The organism is Streptomyces sp. NPDC051217 (genome assembly GCF_044455465.1).
Lineage (GTDB): Bacteria > Actinomycetota > Actinomycetes > Streptomycetales > Streptomycetaceae > Streptomyces.
In genome coordinates, this window is sequence record NZ_JBITEV010000005.1 from 231,225 (window position 1) to 248,770 (window position 17,546).

The 17,546-nt window shown below is 71.1% G+C and carries 17 protein-coding genes; 3 read left to right on the forward strand and 14 right to left on the reverse strand.

What is annotated here, in order from left to right; translation table 11 throughout:
- Positions 1-16 precede the first annotated feature (16 nt).
- The 3 genes from ACIBBB_RS14525 to ACIBBB_RS14535 form a co-directional block, all read right to left on the reverse strand.
- Positions 17-592 carry a histidine phosphatase family protein gene (locus ACIBBB_RS14525; protein WP_398981706.1) on the reverse strand — a complete coding sequence of 192 codons (576 nt, stop codon included), beginning with the start codon at positions 590-592 and terminating at the stop codon, positions 17-19.
- Positions 593-623: 31 nt separating this feature from the next.
- The gene (locus ACIBBB_RS14530) at positions 624-1,067 is read right to left on the reverse strand and encodes a GNAT family N-acetyltransferase (RefSeq protein ID WP_398981708.1); all 444 of its coding nucleotides are present in this window, start codon (positions 1,065-1,067) and stop codon (positions 624-626) included.
- Between the two features lie 63 nt (positions 1,068-1,130).
- Complete coding sequence (locus ACIBBB_RS14535) at positions 1,131-2,567, reverse strand: PLP-dependent aminotransferase family protein (RefSeq protein ID WP_398981710.1); 1,437 nt, start codon at positions 2,565-2,567, stop codon at positions 1,131-1,133.
- Between ACIBBB_RS14535 and ACIBBB_RS14540 the strand changes: the two genes are divergently transcribed.
- Positions 2,566-3,462, forward strand: coding sequence for a DMT family transporter (locus ACIBBB_RS14540; protein WP_398981712.1), 897 nt, complete (start codon positions 2,566-2,568; stop codon positions 3,460-3,462). The genes ACIBBB_RS14535 and ACIBBB_RS14540 overlap by 2 nt on opposite strands.
- Before the next feature lie 24 nt (positions 3,463-3,486).
- Here the strand turns inward: ACIBBB_RS14540 and ACIBBB_RS14545 are convergent, their stop codons facing one another.
- Positions 3,487-4,773, reverse strand: coding sequence for a glycoside hydrolase family 10 protein (locus tag ACIBBB_RS14545; protein ID WP_398981714.1), 1,287 nt, complete (start codon positions 4,771-4,773; stop codon positions 3,487-3,489).
- Positions 4,774-4,931: 158 nt separating this feature from the next.
- On the opposite strand from ACIBBB_RS14545, the gene ACIBBB_RS14550 reads away from it, so the two are divergent.
- Positions 4,932-5,792, forward strand: coding sequence for a 3-hydroxybutyryl-CoA dehydrogenase (locus ACIBBB_RS14550; protein ID WP_189110362.1), 861 nt, complete (start codon positions 4,932-4,934; stop codon positions 5,790-5,792).
- 30 nt (positions 5,793-5,822) lie between these two features.
- Here ACIBBB_RS14550 and ACIBBB_RS14555 read toward each other — a convergent pair whose 3' ends face one another.
- The 9 genes from ACIBBB_RS14555 to infC form a co-directional block, all read right to left on the reverse strand.
- The gene (locus ACIBBB_RS14555; RefSeq protein WP_398981716.1) at positions 5,823-6,356 is read right to left on the reverse strand and encodes an NUDIX hydrolase; all 534 of its coding nucleotides are present in this window, start codon (positions 6,354-6,356) and stop codon (positions 5,823-5,825) included.
- A 51-nt stretch (positions 6,357-6,407) separates the two neighbouring features.
- Positions 6,408-7,745 (reverse strand): tetratricopeptide repeat protein, encoded by a 1,338-nt coding sequence (locus ACIBBB_RS14560; protein WP_398981718.1) that lies wholly within the window; start codon positions 7,743-7,745, stop codon positions 6,408-6,410.
- Between the two features lie 431 nt (positions 7,746-8,176).
- On the reverse strand, positions 8,177-10,726 hold the full coding sequence (pheT, locus tag ACIBBB_RS14565; RefSeq protein ID WP_398981720.1) for a phenylalanine--tRNA ligase subunit beta: 2,550 nt from the start codon (positions 10,724-10,726) through the stop codon (positions 8,177-8,179).
- Positions 10,726-11,856 carry a phenylalanine--tRNA ligase subunit alpha gene (pheS, locus tag ACIBBB_RS14570; RefSeq protein WP_189110366.1) on the reverse strand — a complete coding sequence of 377 codons (1,131 nt, stop codon included), beginning with the start codon at positions 11,854-11,856 and terminating at the stop codon, positions 10,726-10,728. Before pheS ends, pheT begins: the two co-directional genes overlap by 1 nt.
- A 364-nt stretch (positions 11,857-12,220) precedes the next feature.
- Positions 12,221-13,459: an ATP-binding protein gene (locus ACIBBB_RS14575; RefSeq protein ID WP_398981722.1), complete on the reverse strand. Its 1,239-nt coding sequence runs from the start codon at positions 13,457-13,459 to the stop codon at positions 12,221-12,223.
- 95 nt (positions 13,460-13,554) lie between these two features.
- On the reverse strand, positions 13,555-14,394 hold the full coding sequence (locus tag ACIBBB_RS14580) for a TrmH family RNA methyltransferase (RefSeq protein WP_398981724.1): 840 nt from the start codon (positions 14,392-14,394) through the stop codon (positions 13,555-13,557).
- Between the two features lie 149 nt (positions 14,395-14,543).
- Positions 14,544-14,930, reverse strand: coding sequence for a 50S ribosomal protein L20 (rplT, locus tag ACIBBB_RS14585; protein WP_023542860.1), 387 nt, complete (start codon positions 14,928-14,930; stop codon positions 14,544-14,546).
- A 97-nt stretch (positions 14,931-15,027) separates the two neighbouring features.
- Complete coding sequence (gene rpmI / locus ACIBBB_RS14590) at positions 15,028-15,222, reverse strand: 50S ribosomal protein L35 (protein ID WP_078078233.1); 195 nt, start codon at positions 15,220-15,222, stop codon at positions 15,028-15,030.
- Between the two features lie 124 nt (positions 15,223-15,346).
- Positions 15,347-16,063 (reverse strand): translation initiation factor IF-3, encoded by a 717-nt coding sequence (infC, locus tag ACIBBB_RS14595; protein WP_189110369.1) that lies wholly within the window; start codon positions 16,061-16,063, stop codon positions 15,347-15,349.
- A 326-nt stretch (positions 16,064-16,389) separates the two neighbouring features.
- On the opposite strand from infC, the gene ACIBBB_RS14600 reads away from it, so the two are divergent.
- Entirely contained in the window at positions 16,390-16,752 is a 363-nt protein-coding gene (locus tag ACIBBB_RS14600) for a DUF1844 domain-containing protein (RefSeq protein WP_398981727.1), read from the forward strand.
- Here the strand turns inward: ACIBBB_RS14600 and ACIBBB_RS14605 are convergent.
- Positions 16,743-17,492: an SseB family protein gene (locus tag ACIBBB_RS14605; protein ID WP_398981729.1), complete on the reverse strand. Its 750-nt coding sequence runs from the start codon at positions 17,490-17,492 to the stop codon at positions 16,743-16,745. The genes ACIBBB_RS14600 and ACIBBB_RS14605 overlap by 10 nt on opposite strands.
- Positions 17,493-17,546 lie beyond the last annotated feature (54 nt).

Sequence of the window (17,546 nt, forward strand, 5' to 3'; positions counted from 1 at the left end):
GGGGCGGCGCACCCGCTCAGACGCGGGCGTCCAGGCGCAGGCTCCAGCGGCCGGGCGCGCCCATGAGGGTGATGGTGGAGAGCGGGCGGACATCCACGTTCCAGAAGGTCGGTGCGGGGGCGTGCAGGGCGTAGACGAGTGCTGCCCTGATGACCGCCGGTTCGGCGACGGCCACGATGGCGCCGATGTTGTCGGCGGGGCGCGTGTCCAGCCAGCCGCCTATGCGGGAGATGAACGCCAGCAGCGGTTCGCCGCCGTGCGGGGCCGAGCGGGGGTCGGCGAGCCAGGCGTCCACCGCGGCGGGTTCGCGCGCGGCGACGTCCGCGAAGGTGCAGCCGCGCCAGCGGCCCATGTCGCAGTCCCGCAGTGCCGGCTGGACCAGGGGCGCGTAACCGAGGGCTTCCCCGGTGGCGCGGCTGCGCGCGGTGGGCGAGCAGTAGCGCAGCTCGGCGGCGGCCAGCGGCACGAGCGAGTGCGCGACGAGCTGCACCTCGTGCCAACCGGCCTGGTCGAGGGGACGGTCGTCGTCGAAACGTTCGGCAAGTGGGGCTGAGCTGCGCGCGGCGGCGACCAACGTGACCCGAACACTCATGTCGGGATCGTGATCCCGAAAACGGCACAGGTCAAGAGGGAACCTGAAGGTCCAGAGTCATCCACATCAGGGGGTTTTCGAGCGACTTGAACCCCACCTTCTCGTAGACGCCGTGGGCGTCCTCCGTGGCCAGCATCACGCGGCGCGGCCCCAGCGGGGCGAGGTGGTCGCGCACGGCGGCGACGAGTTCGGTGCCGAGTCCCTTGCCGCGGGCGACGGGGTCGACGTACACGTCGCAGAGCCAGGCGAAGGTGGCGTGGTCGGTGACGACGCGGGCGTACGCGATCTGTTCACCCGAAGCGGTGTCGTAGACGCCGAAGTTGAGCGATCCGGCGATCGCCCTGTCCTGGACGTCGCGGTCGCGGCCGAGCGCCCAGTACGCGTCCGTCGACAGCCAGCGGTGGATCCGGTCCGCGTCGAGACGTGCGGGGTCGGTCGAGATCTCGTACGCGGCGGAGGTCGTCGTCTCACTCATGGCGGAAGGCTGCCAGGTGGTGGGCCTGTTGTCAGTGGCGGATGCCACGATCAAGGCATGTGGTCAGCTCAGCACCTCGTCGCAGGCGGTACGCAGCCGTCGTATGCCATCGGCGATCTCCTGCGGTCCAGCGACGGCCGCGAAGGCCAGCCGGAGGTGGCCCGCGGAGGGTTCGGCGCAGAAATAGGGGCGGCCGGCGGTGACGGAGACGCCCGCGCGCAGCGCCGCGGAGACGAGGGCCTGTTCGTCGGTGCCGTCGGGCAGGCGCAGCCACAGGTGATAGCCGCCGGGCGGGATGTGCGGGAGGGCCAGTTCGGGCAGGTGCTGTAGGACACCCGCGGTCATGGCATTCCTGCGGTTCTTCAACTCCCGTGCGAGGAACCGCAGATGGCGATTCCAGGCGGGTGAGCCGACCAGTTCGAGGGCGGCTTCCTGGAGGGGGCGGGCGACGAAGAAGCAGTCGACGACGTGGATGGACCGGAGCCGTTCGAGCACCGGGCCCCGGGCGGCGAGTACTCCGACCCGGAGGCTGGGCGAGGTCGGTTTGGTGAGGGAGCAGACGTGGACGACGACTCCGTCCCGGTCGTCGGCGGCGAGGGGGCGGGGCAGCGGGCCCGCGTCCTCGTGGATGAGACGGCGCAGGAAGTCGTCCTCCACGACGAAGGCGCCGGCCTCGCGGGCGATGCGCAGTATCTCGGGCCGGCGGGCCTCGGAGAGGACCGCTCCGGTGGGGTTCTGGATGAGGGGCTGGCAGACGAAAACCCTTGCGCCGGTGGCCCGGAAGGCGGCGGCGAGGAGTTCGGGGCGTACGCCGTCGGGGTCGACGGGTACGGGGACGGGCCGCAGTCCGGAGGCCCGTGCGATGGCGAGCATGCCGGGATAGGTGGGTGATTCGACAAGGACGGGCGCGCCGGGCGGGGCGAGTGCGCGCAGCGCGGTGGTGAGGGCGCTCTGGCCGCCGGAGGTGACGAGTACGTCGGCGGCGGTCCAGGTGTCGCCGATGTCGCGGGCGAACCACTCGCGGAGTTCGGGGAGTCCGTCGATGGGCGGGCGGCTCCAGGCGCCGGGGCGTCTGCCGGCACGGGCCAGGGCGGCGGCCATGGCCTGTTCGGGCTGGAGGGAGGAGTGCAGATAGCCGCCGCTGAACTCGATCACCCCGGGTGGGGGCACGGCGAGGGTGGTCAGTACGGCGGAGGAGTCGACGCTGCGCGGGACGAGTTCGGTGGCGGCGTCGGCGCTCAGCGCGACCTCCTGCCAGGAGGTATCCCCCGGCTGCGGTATGCCGGGCCGGGCGGGTGCCCGGAAGGCTCCGGCGCCGGGGCGGGTGACGACCAGGCCCTCGGCGGAGAGCTGGGCGAGCGCCCGGGAGACGGTCACCGGGGAGACCCGGTGGCGCTCGACCAGTTCCCTGCTGGACGGCAGCTTTCCACCCGGGGAGTAGCGGTCGAGCTCGGCTCGTAGAGATTTCGCCAACTCCGCCACGCTGCTACGCTCTTGCATGACAGCACAGGATAGCGCTACTCGTACGGCCCCGGTAGCGGTTACCGGCGGCACCCTCCTCGCCGCGGCGGGGGTCCTCGCCTTCTCGCTCACCTTCCCCGCGACCGTCTGGGGGCTGGAGAACTTCGGCCCCTGGTCCCTGGTCGCGATACGCGGCGTGCTGGCCGCGCTGATAGCGGGCGGCTTCCTGCTGGCGGTGCGAGTGCCGGTCCCGCCCCGTCGGCACTGGGGCGCGCTCGCCGTGGTGGCCTCGGGTGTGGTGCTGGGCTTCCCCATGCTGACGACGCTGGCCCTCCAGACCTCGACCACGGCACACGCGGCCGTTGTGGTGGGGCTCCTTCCGCTGAGCACCGCCGCGTTCTCGGCGCTGCGTACCGGCAGGCGCCCGTCGCGCACGTTCTGGGGCGCGGCCGTCGCGGGCGCGGGCGTGGTGATCGCCTTCACCCTCCAGCAGAGCGGCGGGGCCGTCTCGACCGGTGATCTGTATCTGTTCGGCGCGCTGCTGGTGTGCGCGGCCGGCTATACGGAGGGCGGCAGGCTGGCTCGCCTGATGCCGGGCTGGCAGGTGATCGGCTGGGCGCTGGTCGGGTGCCTGCCCCTCAATCTGGTGGTCTCGGCCGTCGCCCTGACCTTCGAGCCGGTACGGCTGACGGCTCAGGGGGTGACCGGCCTGGTGTGGGTGGCGGCGGGGTCGACCTTCTTCGGCCTCTACGTCTGGTACCGGGGCATGGCCACGATCGGGGTCGAGAAGGCCAGCCAGCTCCAGCTCGCCCAGCCGCTGCTGACCCTGGTCTGGTCGGTGCCGCTGCTCGGCGAGAAGCCGGCGACGGCCGCGCCGCTGGCGGCCGTCGCCGTACTGCTCTGCATCGCGGTCACCCAGCGCGCCCGCGCCTAGGGCCCGGGCGCGGCTCTTCGCGGATCAGCCCTGACGAGGCGGGCGTACCCGCGACTTGTAGTGGTCGGCCACCGCCTTCGCGAACGCGCCGTTCTTGTCGTTGACGCACTCCAGCGCGGAGAAGTAGCAGTGCCCGCGCACCTCCCGGTACCGCTTCGCGAAGGTCAGATGACGGGAGACCTCCGCCACGTCCTGCCACGGCGCGGGCTGTGCGGGGTCGCCCGCCTTGTAGAGGGCCTCGCCGATGTAGAGGTCGACGCCCGTGCCCTTCACCACCTCACTCCACCAGGGGACGAGCTTCGCGTAGTCGGCCGCGGCGAAGCCGATGTTCCAGTAGATCTGTGGGGTGATGTAGTCGATCCAGCCCTCCTTGACCCACTTCCGCGTGTCGGCGTACAGATCGTCGTAGGTCTGTACACCGGCCTTGGTGTCGGAGCCGGTCGGGTCGGTGGCGACGTTGCGCCACACCCCGAACGGGCTGATGCCGAAGGCGACACGCTTCTTGATCTTCTTGATCCGCGCGGCTGTCTCGCGCACCAGCCGGTCGGTGTTGTCGCGCCGCCAGGAAGCCTTGTCGGGGAAGCCCGCGCCGTACTTCGCGTACTGCGCGTCGTCGTCGAAGACCTGACCGGCGACCGGGTACGGATAGAAGTAGTCGTCCCAGTGCACCGCGTCGATGTCGTAGCGCCGTACGGCGTCGAGCATCGCGTCCTGGACGAACTTCCTGACCTCCGGGATGCCCGGGTTGTAGTACAGCTTCCCGCCGTACGGAAGGACCCACTCCGGGTGCTTGCGCGCAGGGTGGCTCGGGATCAGCCTGGACGGGTCCGTGTGATTGGCCACGCGGTACGGGTTGAACCAGGCGTGCAGTTCGAGCCCGCGCTTGTGGGCCTCCTTCACGGCCGTACCCAGCGGGTCCCAGCCCGGGTCCTTGCCCTGCACTCCGGTCAGACACTCGGCCCACGGCTCGAACGGTGAGGGCCACAGCGCGTCGGCGGTCGGCCGCACCTGGAAGACGACGGCGTTCAGCTTCCGGTCGACGGCGGTGTCCAGGAACTTCAGGAGTTCGGCGCGCTGTTCGGCCGCCGGCAGTCCGGGCTTCGACGGCCAGTCTCGGTTGACGACCGTGGCGAGCCACATCCCGCGCAGTTCGCTGCGCGCGCTGTGACGGCCACCGGACCCGGCGGCGCCCTCCGCGCCCGCCGCCGCTCCGGTGGCCGCGGTCGCGGCGACGGCGTCGCTCGTCACCGCCAGCGACGTGAGCGCACCTGCCGTTGCCGCCACGAACCCTCTTCTACCGATTTGTCGCATTTATTGACCCCTCGTCGGTTATCCCGGTCGGATGTTGCCGCACAGCATGCCCGCCCCGGCCCGCCGTGCACACACCTGCGCGGAGTAACGTCGGGGGCCGAGGCGGGCACCGGAATCACACGGGGCCCGGCAGGACCGGGACCAGCGAAAGGCACGATGTGACCGACATCGAACGCGTCGGAGTGGTGGGCTGCGGCCAGATGGGCGCAGGCATCGCGGAGGTGTGCGCCCGCAGCGGCCTCGCGGTGATGGTCGCCGAGACCACCGGTGAGGCCCTGGAGATAGGGCGCACCCGCCTCTTCAACTCCCTCTCGAAGGCCGCCGAACGCGGCAAGATCACCGAGGAGGAGCGCGACGCGACGCTCGGCAGGCTCAGTTTCACCACCGACCTCGGGGAGTTCGCCGACCGTGATCTGGTGATCGAGGCCGTCGTCGAGAACGAGCAGGTCAAGACGGAGATCTTCCAGGTCCTGGATCAGGTCGTGACCCGCGCCGACGCGATCCTGTCGTCCAACACCTCCTCCATTCCGCTGGTCAAGCTGGCCGTCGCGACGTCCCGTCCCGACCAGGTGATCGGCATCCACTTCTTCAACCCGGCACCGGTCCAGCAGCTGGTCGAGCTGATCCCGGCACTGACGACGTCCGACGACACGGTCAAGCGCGCCGAGGCCGTCGTCCAGGACGTGCTGGGCAAGCACGCGATCCGCGCCCAGGACCGGTCCGGTTTCGTGGTGAACGCCCTTCTCATTCCCTATCTGCTCTCGGCGATCCGGATGTTCGAGTCCGGTATCGCGAGCCGCGAGGACATCGACAACGGCATGGAGATGGGCTGCGCCCACCCGATGGGCCCGCTCAAGCTCGCCGATCTGATCGGCCTGGACACGGTCGCGTCGGTCGCCGATTCGATGTACGCGGAGTACAAGGAGCCGCTGTACGCCGCTCCCCCGCTGCTTCAGCGCATGGTGGACGCGGGGCGCCTCGGCCGTAAGTCGGGCTCGGGCTTCTACCCGTACGGCTGAGTCCCCCGGCCGTCGGACACGGAAGCCCGGTCAGCCTCCCAGGCGCAGGTGATGGAGCATCAGCAGTCCGGCCGCCATATTGGCGGCCGGCACCTCACCCCGCGCGATCATGTCGGGAACGAGCCTCAGCGGTACCCACTCCCGGCGCGAGGACTCGAAGTCGTCCTGCGGGTATCCGGTGTAGGTCGCCGCGTCCGACCAGTAGAGATGGTGCCTGGCGTCGGTCAGTCCGTTGGACGGCTCGACGGTGAGCAGATGCCGGAGGCGGCCGGGCCGCCACCCGGTCTCCTCCTCCATCTCCCGCGCCGCCGCCCTCTCGACACTCTCGCCGTCCTCGACGACGCCGGCGGCGAGTTCCCAGCCCCAGCTGTCGGTGATGAAGCGGTGCCTCCAGAGCATCAGCACCTCGTTGGCCTCGTTGACCGCCGTCGCCACGGCCACCGGGCGGAGCCGGATGAGGAAGTGGTCCAGGTGCCGGCCGTCGGGGAGTTTGACGTCCGCCAGATTGACCTGGAACCAGCGATTTTCATACACAGTCTGTTCGCTTAAGTTCGCCCACTGCACGGTTTTGCCACCTTCCGGTTGGGAGTTGGCAATATGGCAGCAGTCACGTCCTCACAGGGGAACGCGCAAGGCCCGTGCGATGAATCCGGCCGCTTCCGTCGCCTCCGCCGAACCGCTCTCCATCAACCCCAGCCGCACCACGCCCATCCGGTCCCTGAGCCGCAGCGACTCCATACCCCGGGCGCGCTCGGCCATCTCCCGCGCCGTACAGGCCGCCCGGTCCGGTTCGCCCTGCCGCAGCTCGATCTGGCTGAGCATCGCGAGCCGGTGCACCCGCCCCCGGTCGTGCGCCGGCGTGCCCACCGCCTCGGCGGCGTGCGTCCGCGCGGCCGTCAACTCGCCGAGGCTCAGCAGCGCCTCCGCGACCTGCACATTGACCAGGCCCGGTTCGACATAGCCGGTCTCGTCCGGCTCCTGCCCCGGTCTGATCCGCCCCGCCTCGGCCTCCGCCCGCCTGATGCACGCCCGCGCCCCGCTCCCGTCGCCGAGCAGGGCGTACGACTTGGCCTGCATCGCGTACAGATCGGCGGCCAGCGCCGGTGTGATCGCCCGGCCCGCCGTACGCAGCGCCGCCTCGGCGAAGGCCACCGCCTGCCGGTACTCCCCCATGAACAGCGACTGGTTGACGAGCAGCGCGACGGCGTACGCGCCGAGTCCGGCGTCCCCGCTGGCCTTCGCCAGCCGCAGCGCCTGGTGGAAGTAGCGCTGAGCGAGCCCCTGCGCGTCGGAGTCGTACGCGCAGATACCGGCCACCGCCACCAACCCGCCGGTGGCACGGTGCAGTTGGCGGCCCGTCGCATCGCTGTAGCCGCCGCGCAGCAGGGGCGCCGTCTCGGCGTTGAGGAAGCCCACGATCCGCGTGTGGGTGGCGAGCCCGCCCGCCCTGCGGTACATCAGCTCGTAGTGCGCCCTGGCCGTCCGCAGCAGTTCGATGTCGGCCGGGCCGACGCGACCCGGGCCGCTGCGCGAGACGTCCGCGTCCCTCGGCGGGTTCTCCCACTCCCAGACCGGCATCACGGCGTGCGTACCGGTGACGGCCGGCGCGGCCACGACGTGACCGCGCTGCTGGTGGTCGGAGCGCCACAGCGCGGTGGCCCGCTCCACGAAGACCGAGAGGGTGGCGTCGCGGCCCGGCGTCCCGGGGCTCACGCCCAGGCCGATGTCGTCGAGCGTGAGGGTGCGTCCCAGGCGTTCGCCCAGCACCTGACAGATCAGCTCGGGCACCTGGCCACGCGGCCGCTGGCCCCTCAACCACCGCAGCACAGACGTGTGTTCGTAACGGAGGCCGAGCCCGCGCGTCTGTCCGGCCCGGTTGACCCGGGCGGCGAACCCGGCGTGGGACATGCCCGCCTCGTCGATCAGGGAATCCAGCAGGGTGTTGGGCTGCATATGGCCCCTCCGCAGGCTCGGAGGCCACAGCGTAATGGAGCGGGACATCGCACGGGGTGTGAACGTAATGCCCGGATCTGGCCATTGTGCGCCCTGCCGCGCCCGGCGCCGCCGCTGTTGACTGGTCGCCTCGCAAAGAGCGGCCGGGGCCGCCGCACTCCCCCTCGTGCGGTACGGCGGCCCACCCCGCGTCGTCCGTCCCGCCACCTGCCCGACTCCGCGGCGGGGCGGGCGGCGCATCGGCCGCGCCAGCGGTTGCGAGGCGGATACGGCGCAGTGTTCGTCCCCCCGGCCTGCGCCGGTATCCGTGAGAGTCCCACCTCACCGAAAGAAAGAACGGCCGAGGGGCGCGTCCGGACCTGAATCCGGTCGCGCCCCTCAGTCGTTCGGTCGTTCGGTCGTTCAGCCGTCTGCGAGCCGGCCGTACGGGCTCACGCCCCCCGCAGCACCGCACCCGTACGCTCGGCGGCCAGTGCCACCGCGGCGTCGCGCGCGGCGGACGCCTCGTCCACGGTCAGCGTCCGGTCCGCGGCGCGGAACCGGAGCGCGTACGCCAGGGACTTGCGTCCCTCGCCCAATTGCTCACCGGTGAACACGTCGAACAGCCGGAGCGATTCGAGCAGTTCACCCGCGCCCTCGCGAAGCGCCCGCTCCACATGGGCGGCCGGCACGTCCTCGGCCACGACCAGTGCCACGTCCTGGGTGGCGACCGGGAAGGTCGAGATCCGCGGCGCCCGCAGCGGGCCCGTGCCCGCCCGCTCCACGAGGTCCAGTTCGAGCTCCATGGCGCAGGTGCGCTCCGGCAGGCCGTAAGCCTTGATGACGCGCGGGTGCACCTCGCCGGCGTGGCCGACCAGGGTCCGCTCGCCGTCCACCGTGACGTACAGCACCGCGCAGCGGCCCGGGTGCCACGGCGCGTACTGCCCGGACTCCACCGTCAGCTCGGCGCCCGCCTCGGCGGCGACCGTACGGGCCGCCTCGACGGCGTCCGCCCATTCGGCGGGGCGGCCCGCGCCCCACCAGCCGCTCTGCTCACGCGCACCGGCGAGGACCACGGCTGCGTGGCGCGGCTGCCGGGGCAGCGCGGCGTCGAGCGACGCGAGCTGCTCCGGAGTGGGGCGCCGGTCGACGGGCAGCCTGGCCGGTACCTTCTCCTCACCCGTGGGGCGGAAGACCAGGCCCGACTCGTACAGCGCCAGATCGTGCGAGCCACGGCCGTCGTTACGGCGCAGCGCGCCGAAGAGACCCGGCAGCAGGGTCGTGCGCATCGCGGGCTCGGTGTCGACGAGCGGGTTGACGAGGTCGACGGTACGGCGACGGTCGTCGTCGGCGTCCAGTCCGAGCTGGTCGAGCTGCGCCGTACCGATGAACGGGTAGTTCAGCACCTCGACATAGCCCGCGCCCGCCAGCGCGCGGCCGACCCTGCGGTACAGCCGCTGCCGCTCGGTGAGCCCGCGCCCGGCCGGCGGCCTGGGCAGCGTGGAGGGCAGATTCTCGTACCCCTCCAGCCGGATGACCTCTTCGGCGAGGTCGTTGATCTCGCGCAGGTCTGGACGCCAGCTCGGGACGGTGACGATCAGCTCGTCCTGTCCCTGGACGTCGCAGCCGACCTGCTGGAGCCTGCGGACGACGGTCTCCCTGCCGTACGCGAGGCCGGCCACCCTGTCCGGGTGGTCGGCGGCCATCGTGATGGTGTGCGGCCCGGACGGCGCGACGACCTCCGTGACACCGGCCTCCGCCGAGCCGCCCGCGAGCAGCACCAGCAGATCGACGGTCCGCTGCGCCGCCGCCGAGGCGGCGTGCGGGTCGACGCCGCGCTCGAAGCGCTTGGACGCCTCGGAGGCCAGCTTGTGCCGCCGCGCGGTACGGGCGATGGAGATCGGGTCGAAGTGCGCCGCCTCGATGACGACTTCGGTGGTGCCGCGCGCCGCGCGTTCGGCGGCGGACGAGGAGAGCGGACTCGGCGCGATCTCGCCGTCGGCGATCTCGGTGTCGGCGCCGCCCATCACACCGGCGAGGCCGATCGGACCGCGGTCGTCGGTGATCACGAGGTCGGCCGCGTCCAGGACGCGCTTGGCGCCGTCGAGCGTGGTCAGCTCTTCGCCCTGCTCGGCACGCCGGACGCCGATCGCGCCCTCGACCCGCTTGCGGTCGTAGGCGTGCAGCGGCTGGCCGATCTCCAGCATCACGTAGTTGGTGATGTCGACGGCCAGCGAGATCGGCCGCATCCCGGCCTTCTGGAGCCTGCGCTTGAGCCAGATCGGCGAGCGCGCCTCGGGGTCGAGGCCGGTGACCGTACGGGCGGTGAAGTGGTCGCAGCCGACGGGGTCGGCGATCTCCACGCGGTGGCCGTACGAGTTCGGCGCGGGCACGTCGAGCAGCGCCGGGTCGCGCAGCGGGAGCCCGTACGCGATGGCGGTCTCGCGGGCGATGCCACGCATCGACAGGCAGTACCCGCGGTCGGGTGTGACGGCGATGTCGAGAACCTCGTCGACGAGCTGGAGCAGCTCGATCGCGTCGGTGCCGACCTCGTACTCCGGCGGCAGGACGATGATGCCGCCGCTGCCGTCGTCGCCCATGCCGAGCTCGCCGCTGGAGCAGATCATGCCGTGCGAGGTCCGGCCGTACGTCTCGCGGGCGGAGATCTCGAACCCGCCGGCCAGCACGGCGCCGGGCAGGACCACCACGACCTTGTCGCCGACGGCGAAGTTCCGCGCGCCGCAGATGACTTCCTGCGGCTCGCCGGTGCCGTTGGCGTCGCCGACGTCGAGGGTGCAGAAGCGGATGGGCTTCTTGAACTCCGTCAGCTCATCGATGGTGAGGACCTTGCCGACGACGAGCGGGCCCTTGAGGCCGGCGCCGAGCTGCTCGACCGTCTCGACCTCAAGACCGGCGGGGACGAGCTTGGCCTGCACGTCGCGGCCGGTCTCGGTGGCCGGCAGGTCGACGTACTCCCGCAGCCAGGAAAGCGGGACGCGCATCAGATCTCCATCCCGAACGGCCGGGTGAACCGGACGTCACCCTCGACCATGTCTCGCATGTCTTCGACGTTGTGGCGGAACATCAGCATCCGCTCGATGCCGAACCCGAAGGCGAATCCGCTGTACTTCTCGGGGTCCACACCACAGGCGACGAGCACCTTCGGGTTGACCATGCCGCAGCCTCCCAGCTCGATCCAGCCCTCGCTGCCGCAGGTGCGGCAGGGCCGGTCCGGGTTGCCGACGGACTCGCCGCGGCAGACGTAACAGACCATGTCCATCTCGGCGGACGGCTCGGTGAAGGGGAAGAAGTTCGGCCGCAGCCGGGTCTTCATGCCCTCGCCGCCGAAGAGCTCCTGGACCATGTGGTCGAGGGTGCCCTTGAGGTCGGCCATGGTGAGGCCCTCGTCCACGGCGAGCAGCTCCACCTGGTGGAAGACCGGGGTGTGGGTGGCGTCCAGCTCGTCGGTGCGGTAGACGCGTCCCGGGCAGATCACATAGACGGGCGGCTCACGGTCGAGCATCGCGCGCGCCTGGACCGGGGACGTGTGCGTACGCAGCACCACTCCGGACTCGTCGCCGGCCTTGCCGTCCCGGTCCTGGACGAAGAACGTGTCCTGCATCTGGCGGGCCGGGTGGTCGGGCACGAAGTTCAGGGCGTCGAAGTTGAACCACTCCGCCTCGACCTCGGGACCGTCCGCCACCGCGTAGCCCATGGCCGTGAAGATGTCGGCGATGCGCTCCATCAGCGTGGTGAGAGGGTGCCGGGCGCCTGCCGGGACGCGGTCGTACGGCAGTGTGACGTCCACCGCCTCCTCGACCAGCACCCGTGCGTCACGCTCGGCCTCCAGCTCCACCTGCCGGGCGGCGAGCGCCTTGTTCACGGCGGCGCGCGCCTGGCCGACGCGCTTGCCCGCCTCGGCCTTGGCCTGCGGGGGCAGCGCGCCGATCTCACGGTTGGCGAGCGACAGGGGCGAGGTGCCGCCGGCGTGCGCCGTCTTCGCGTGAGCGAGCGCGTCGAGGTCGCCTGCGGCGGCGAAGGCGGCGAGCGCCTCGTCCCGCATGCGCTCGATCTCTTCCGGTTTCAGCGCCTCGACCTCGACTGGGTCGTACGACTTGTTGGGTGCCGACATCTCTTCCCGTACTTCCGATTGGTTGGGTCCTGTCCGGTGGAAATTCGTGGATCAGCCCGCGTGGCCTGGTGCCGTGCATCGCAAGGCGAAGAACGACCGGACGGGACCCAGGCGAAACGACCCCGCTCGATTGCCCGAGGACGCAAAGGTGCCAAGGGTCGAGTCTAAAGGCCGTACGGAGTGAAGAAGCCCGTGGGCCGCTAAGGGCTGTCCCGTAATCCCCGGCGGGCGCACGACGACAGCTACGGCACCTCGCCGTGTTGTCGGATCGCCCGAATACGCCCGGTATGAGGACGACCCTCCGCCTTGCGATGTACCGCATCTGACGCCGCGCGCTGATCCACCGGGGATTACGGGACAGCCCTTAGGCCAGGTAGGCCGGGGCGCCGACGGGCAGGATAAATCGGAACTGGGCACCGCCGCCGGGTCCGCGGCCGACGGTGATCGTCCCGCCGTGCGCCTCGACGATGCCCTTGACGATATACAGGCCCAGGCCCGTGCCACCGCGCTTGCTCCCCCGCCAGAAGCGGGTGAAGACACGGCCCATCGACTCCTCGGGGATGCCGGGGCCTTCGTCGCTCACGGTGACCGCTGTTCCTTTCGCGCCGCCGTCGGCGTGGGTGTGCTCCGCGTTCGCGTGTTCCGCGTGCGCGTACTCGACATGTTTGACCTGCGCGGGTGCCACCTCGATGGTGACGGTTCCCGCGCCGTGGCGCACCGCGTTTTCCAGCAGGTTGCCGAGTATCTGGTCGATCTTGTCGGGATCCGCCCAGAGCGCGGGCAGCGGCTGCTGGATCCGTACGAGGAAACGGTCCGGGGCCTGTCCGGACGCGGTGATGGACTGGATGTGGCGGCCGACGGCGGTGCCGATGTCGACCGGCTGGCGGCGCACCTCCAGGCGTCCGGAGTCGATCCGGGAGATGTCGAGCAGCTCGGCGATGAGTCTGGTGACACGGTTCGCGTCGGCGTCGACGGTCTCCAGCATCAGCCGCTTCTGGTCGTCGGTGAACCGTTCCCACTTGGCGAGCAGCGTCGCGGTGAAGCCCTTCACCGAGGTGAGCGGGGAGCGCAGCTCGTGCGCGACGGTCGCGATCAACTCGGCATGGCTGCGTTCGGTGCGACGCCGGGCCTCGGTGCCGCGGATACTGACGACGAGCCTGCGTACGGGCCCCTGGGGGTGCGCGCGGACGTAGCGCGCGGAGACCAGGACCTCACGGCCGCCGGGCAGCAGCAGATTGCGTTCGGGCTGGCCGTAGCGGGTGAGGAGACCGCCGTACGGATCGGTGAGTGCCCACCAGCGGCGGCCTTCGAGGTCTTCGAGGGGCAGCGCGCGCTCCAAGGGGCTGCCGACGGCCTCGGCGGCGACGACGGCCGTGATCCGGGCGGCGGCGGCGTTGAAGCAGATCACGCGGCCCGTCTCGTCGGCGACGACGAGACCGTCGGGGAGGTCGTCGGGATCGATCCCGAAATCCTGGCCGAAGTCCTGGCCGGGGTCCTGGCCGAGGTTGCCCACGTTCGGTGCGGGGCCCGGGGGGCCGGTGCCGCCGGGACCAGGCCTGACGGGTCCCCGTGTGATGGCCGACCCGCTCGCCCCGACCGTCATGCCCGCATCCCACCTCTTCCGAAGAGCACAGTGGGCCCCCGAGTTTCCGGTCACCCTACTCGCTCTCATCGCTCAAGGTGACTGCGCGGACCCCCTCAGCTCACAGTGCGGACACGCTGTGCCCGAGCCGAGGCGTAGAGACATACGGCGGCGGCGGTCGCCAGGTTCAGACTCTCGGCCCTGCCGTGGATCGGAACGCGTACGACGGCGTCCGCCAGCGCCCGCGTCTCGGCCGGCAGCCCCCACGCCTCGTTGCCGAAGATCCAGGCGGTCGGACCGCCCATGGTCCCCGCGTCGAGTTCGTCGTCGAGGTCGTCGTCGCCCGCCCCGTCCGCGGCCAGGACACGGACTCCCGCCCCCCGCAGGCCCGCCACGGCCTCTTCGACGGGGACCCCGACGGCGACCGGCAGATGGAAGAGCGAACCGACCGACGCCCGGACCGACTTGGGGTTGTAGAGGTCGACGGACGCGTCGGTGAGGACGACGGCGTCGGCGCCCGCCGCGTCGGCGCAGCGCAGCACGGTGCCCGCGTTGCCGGGGTCCCGTACGTGCGCGAGGACGGCGACGAGGCGGGGCCGCGCCCGCAGGACCGACTCGAACGGCGAGTCCAGGAAGCGGCAGACGCCGAGCAGCCCCTGCGGGGTGACGGTCTGGGAAACGTCGGCGACGACGTCGGGGTCCGCGTAGTGCACCTGCGCCCCGGCGGCGTGGGCGGCCTCGACGATGGCGCCGTACCGCTCGGCGGCCTCGACGGTGGTGAAAAGCTCGATCAGCGTCGGGACACCGTCCGCCCCCCGGTGCTCGGCCGCTTCCCGTACGGCCTGCGGGCCCTCGGCGATGAACCGGCGTTCCTTGCCGCGGAAGGCCCGTCTGGCCAGGCGCCGGGCGGCGGTGACGCGCGGGGAACGCGGAGAGATCAGCTCGGGGGTGCCCATGGGCGGCGGCTCGCTTCAGTTACGGACGTACGCGCGCGTGGCTGGGGAGGGGCGTACGTGCTCCGGGTACGGGTGGAACGCGCCGGACCCGCAGGCGGTGTGCCTGCGGGTCCGGCGGGAAGTGCTCTGCTCCGTGATCCGGCAGGGGATCAGGCGGCGGCCTTCGGGGCGTTGACGTCGCTCGGGAGCGCCTTCTGGGCGACCTCGACGAGCGCGGCGAACGCGTTGGCGTCGTTGACCGCGAGCTCGGCCAGGATCTTGCGGTCCACCTCGATGTTGGCGGCGTTGAGACCCTGGATGAGGCGGTTGTACGTCATCCCGTTCTGGCGGGCCGCGGCGTTGATCCGCTGGATCCACAGCCGACGGAAGTCGCCCTTGCGCTTCTTGCGGTCGTTGTAGTTGTAGACCAGGGAGTGGGTTACCTGCTCCTTGGCCTTGCGGTACAGGCGCGAACGCTGGCCGCGGTAACCCTTGGCCTGCTCGAGAATCGCCCGGCGCTTCTTGTGGGCATTGACTGCCCGCTTGACGCGTGCCACTTGTTAACTCCTTGTAGCTGGGTCACAGGCGTTGACGTGACCCGAGAACGGCGTGGTCGGTATGCGGCCGGGCCCCGCCCTGCGGCGGAGCTCGCGCCTACAGGCCGAGAAGCTTCTTGGCCTTCGCGGCGTCACCCGGCGCCAGCTCCACCGTGCCGGCGAGACGGCGCGTCAGGGTGGACGGCTTGTGCTCCAGGTAGTGGCGACGGCCCGCACGCTGGCGAAGGATCTTGCCGGAGCCGGTCACGCGAAAGCGCTTCTTCGCACCGCTGTGCGTCTTGTTCTTCGGCATAGCGCCGTTCTCCTCATCAGTGGCACTCCCCGCCGGTCGGTCGGACCGGCGGGCGGGAGCGTCAGATTGCTGTCCATGAAATCCGGGCGGGACTCGGGGGGCGCCTGGCCGGCGGCCCCCTGTGTCACGCCTCGGAGGGCGATTCGGCCGGAGCCTCGGCGTTGGCCTCCGCACGAGCCTTCGCGGCGTCCGGAGACTCGTCCACGTGGTCGTCGGTCGCGTAACCCTGGCGCTCCGCCTTGCGGGCCGCCTGGGCCTCGCGGGCCTCGGCCATGGCTTCGGTCTTCTTCTTGTGCGGGCCCAGAACCATGATCATGTTCCGGCCGTCCTGCTTCGGGTTCGACTCGATGAAGCCGAGCTCCTCGACGTCCGAAGCGAGACGCTGGAGCAGCCTGAAGCCCAGTTCGGGGCGGGACTGCTCGCGACCACGGAACATGATCGTGATCTTGACCTTGTCACCCTGCTTGAGGAACCGGACGACGTGACCCTTTTTGGTGTCGTAGTCGTGCGGGTCGATCTTCGGCCGGAGCTTCATCTCCTTGATGACCGTGTGCGCCTGGTTCTTGCGCGCCTCACGGGCCTTCATGGCCGACTCGTACTTGAACTTCCCGTAATCCATGAGCTTGCACACGGGCGGACGGGCGGTCGCCGCGACCTCGACCAGGTCCAGGTCGTACTCCTGCGCGAGCTCCAGGGCCTTCGCAAGCGGCACGATGCCGACCTGCTCGCCGCTGGGGCCGACAAGGCGGACCTCGGGAACACGAATCCGGTCGTTAATGCGGGGCTCAGCGCTGATGGATCCTCCTCGGTAGCACCACGCGACTGCCTGGCAGACAGCCACGTAACGTCTGTTTCGTCAGACCAACCGCGGGGGGAAACGAAAAATGCCCCGGACGGGACACAGGCGGGAGCTCCATGAATACCGGAACACCGCCGCGTCGAAACCGCGGGGCGTATCGGGCGGTTCCATCGTCCGTACGGAACGATGGTGACCACCTGACCGGTGACCCGCCACCCGTGAGGGCGGCCAGGTGGGAGAACGGAGCCTCCACTTGTGGGTCGGGCACACACATGTCCGACCGGTCGTTACACAAGGTTAGCAGCTCCCGGCCGAGTGAGCTAACCGGCTGTCCCCACCTCCGGCGCGGGGGGCCTATCGTGTGCGGAATGAGCGACACGACCCCCCGCCGGGAACCAGCCGACTTCGACGCCATGACCCGCGACATCGCGGAGGTACCCGCCGTCGAGGTGATCGTGACCGTCGCCGTCAATCTGATGAGCGCCGCGGCGGTGAAGCTCGGTCTCACGGAGGACGGCGGCGAGCACAAGGACCTGGACGAGGCCCGCAAGCTGGTGCACGCGCTGGCGGGGCTGATGGACGCGAGCGCGACGGAGATCAGCTCCTTCCACGCGGCGCCGCTGCGGGACGGGCTGAAGTCGCTCCAGCTGGCCTTCCGCGAGGCGTCGCTGGTCCCGGACGAACCGGGCCAGGGTCCGGGCGAGAAGTACACGGGTCCGGTCTACGGCTGATCGCGCGGGAACTCGCGTACGAACAGGGGCTCGCCCGGGGGTGAGGCTCCGGCCGGCAGCAGTGCCAGGTCGAGGCCGCGCACCAGGCGGGCCCTCAGTACGTCGTGCGCCGCCAGCGCGGACGCGATCCGCCGGACCGCGTCCCCCGGGGCGGCGTCCGGCAGCAGGACGAGCGCGAGGGTGCCGTCGGCCTCGCCGGGGCCGAGATGCGCCCTCAGTACGGAGGGCTCGGCGGCGGCCACCTCTTCGACCGCGGCGACGACGGCGGGATCGTCGAGCGGGTCGGTGCTCGTACGGCCCTCGGCGAGCGCGAACAGGGCCGGTCCGGCGAGTTCGTAAGGCACGGGCCCCGCCAGGTCGATGACGAGCGTGTCGGCCTTCTCGTGCGCCGCCGCGCTCAGTGCCTGGTGCAGCGGTACGGCGACGGGGCGTGCCCCCGGGTCCCAGCGGGCCAGTGCGGCGGTCGAGGTGAAGGCGGGCAGTGCGCGCCGGCCGCCGGCCCGGAGCGTGGGGACGGCCATGTCGCTGTTCTTCTCGCGGCGCAGCCCCTGCTCGTCCGTCTCGGTCTCGCCGAGGACGGCGACGACGGGGACGAGCAGCCGGGCGCCCTTGAGGGCGGCGAGAACGCGCGGCTCGGCCGTGCGGTCGCCGGACCAGGCGGCGAGGGCTTCGGTGAGGGCGGGGTCGGCGGTGCCGTCGTCGTCGGAGAAACCGGGGTCGGGGATGTTCTTGAGAGCCACGGGCCGAGCCTAGTGGGCGCGTTCTCGACGCCCGGCGCGGGCACCGGGCAGAAT

Excerpts from the sequence above, each read along its gene's own strand:
- ACIBBB_RS14545 (WP_398981714.1), bottom strand. The coding sequence starts at position 4,773 with ATGCGACAAATCGGTAGAAGAGGGTTCGTGGCGGCAACGGCAGGTGCG.
- ACIBBB_RS14600 (WP_398981727.1), top strand. The coding sequence starts at position 16,390 with ATGAGCGACACGACCCCCCGCCGGGAACCAGCCGACTTCGACGCCATG.
- ACIBBB_RS14530 (WP_398981708.1), bottom strand. The coding sequence starts at position 1,067 with ATGAGTGAGACGACGACCTCCGCCGCGTACGAGATCTCGACCGACCCC.
- ACIBBB_RS14580 (WP_398981724.1), bottom strand. The coding sequence starts at position 14,394 with ATGGGCACCCCCGAGCTGATCTCTCCGCGTTCCCCGCGCGTCACCGCC.
- pheS (WP_189110366.1), bottom strand. The coding sequence starts at position 11,856 with ATGTCGGCACCCAACAAGTCGTACGACCCAGTCGAGGTCGAGGCGCTG.
- ACIBBB_RS14560 (WP_398981718.1), bottom strand. The coding sequence starts at position 7,745 with ATGCAGCCCAACACCCTGCTGGATTCCCTGATCGACGAGGCGGGCATG.
- ACIBBB_RS14525 (WP_398981706.1), bottom strand. The coding sequence starts at position 592 with ATGAGTGTTCGGGTCACGTTGGTCGCCGCCGCGCGCAGCTCAGCCCCA.
- rpmI (WP_078078233.1), bottom strand. The coding sequence starts at position 15,222 with ATGCCGAAGAACAAGACGCACAGCGGTGCGAAGAAGCGCTTTCGCGTG.
- pheT (WP_398981720.1), bottom strand. The coding sequence starts at position 10,726 with ATGCGCGTCCCGCTTTCCTGGCTGCGGGAGTACGTCGACCTGCCGGCC.
- ACIBBB_RS14535 (WP_398981710.1), bottom strand. The coding sequence starts at position 2,567 with ATGCAAGAGCGTAGCAGCGTGGCGGAGTTGGCGAAATCTCTACGAGCC.
- ACIBBB_RS14540 (WP_398981712.1), top strand. The coding sequence starts at position 2,566 with ATGACAGCACAGGATAGCGCTACTCGTACGGCCCCGGTAGCGGTTACC.
- ACIBBB_RS14575 (WP_398981722.1), bottom strand. The coding sequence starts at position 13,459 with ATGACGGTCGGGGCGAGCGGGTCGGCCATCACACGGGGACCCGTCAGG.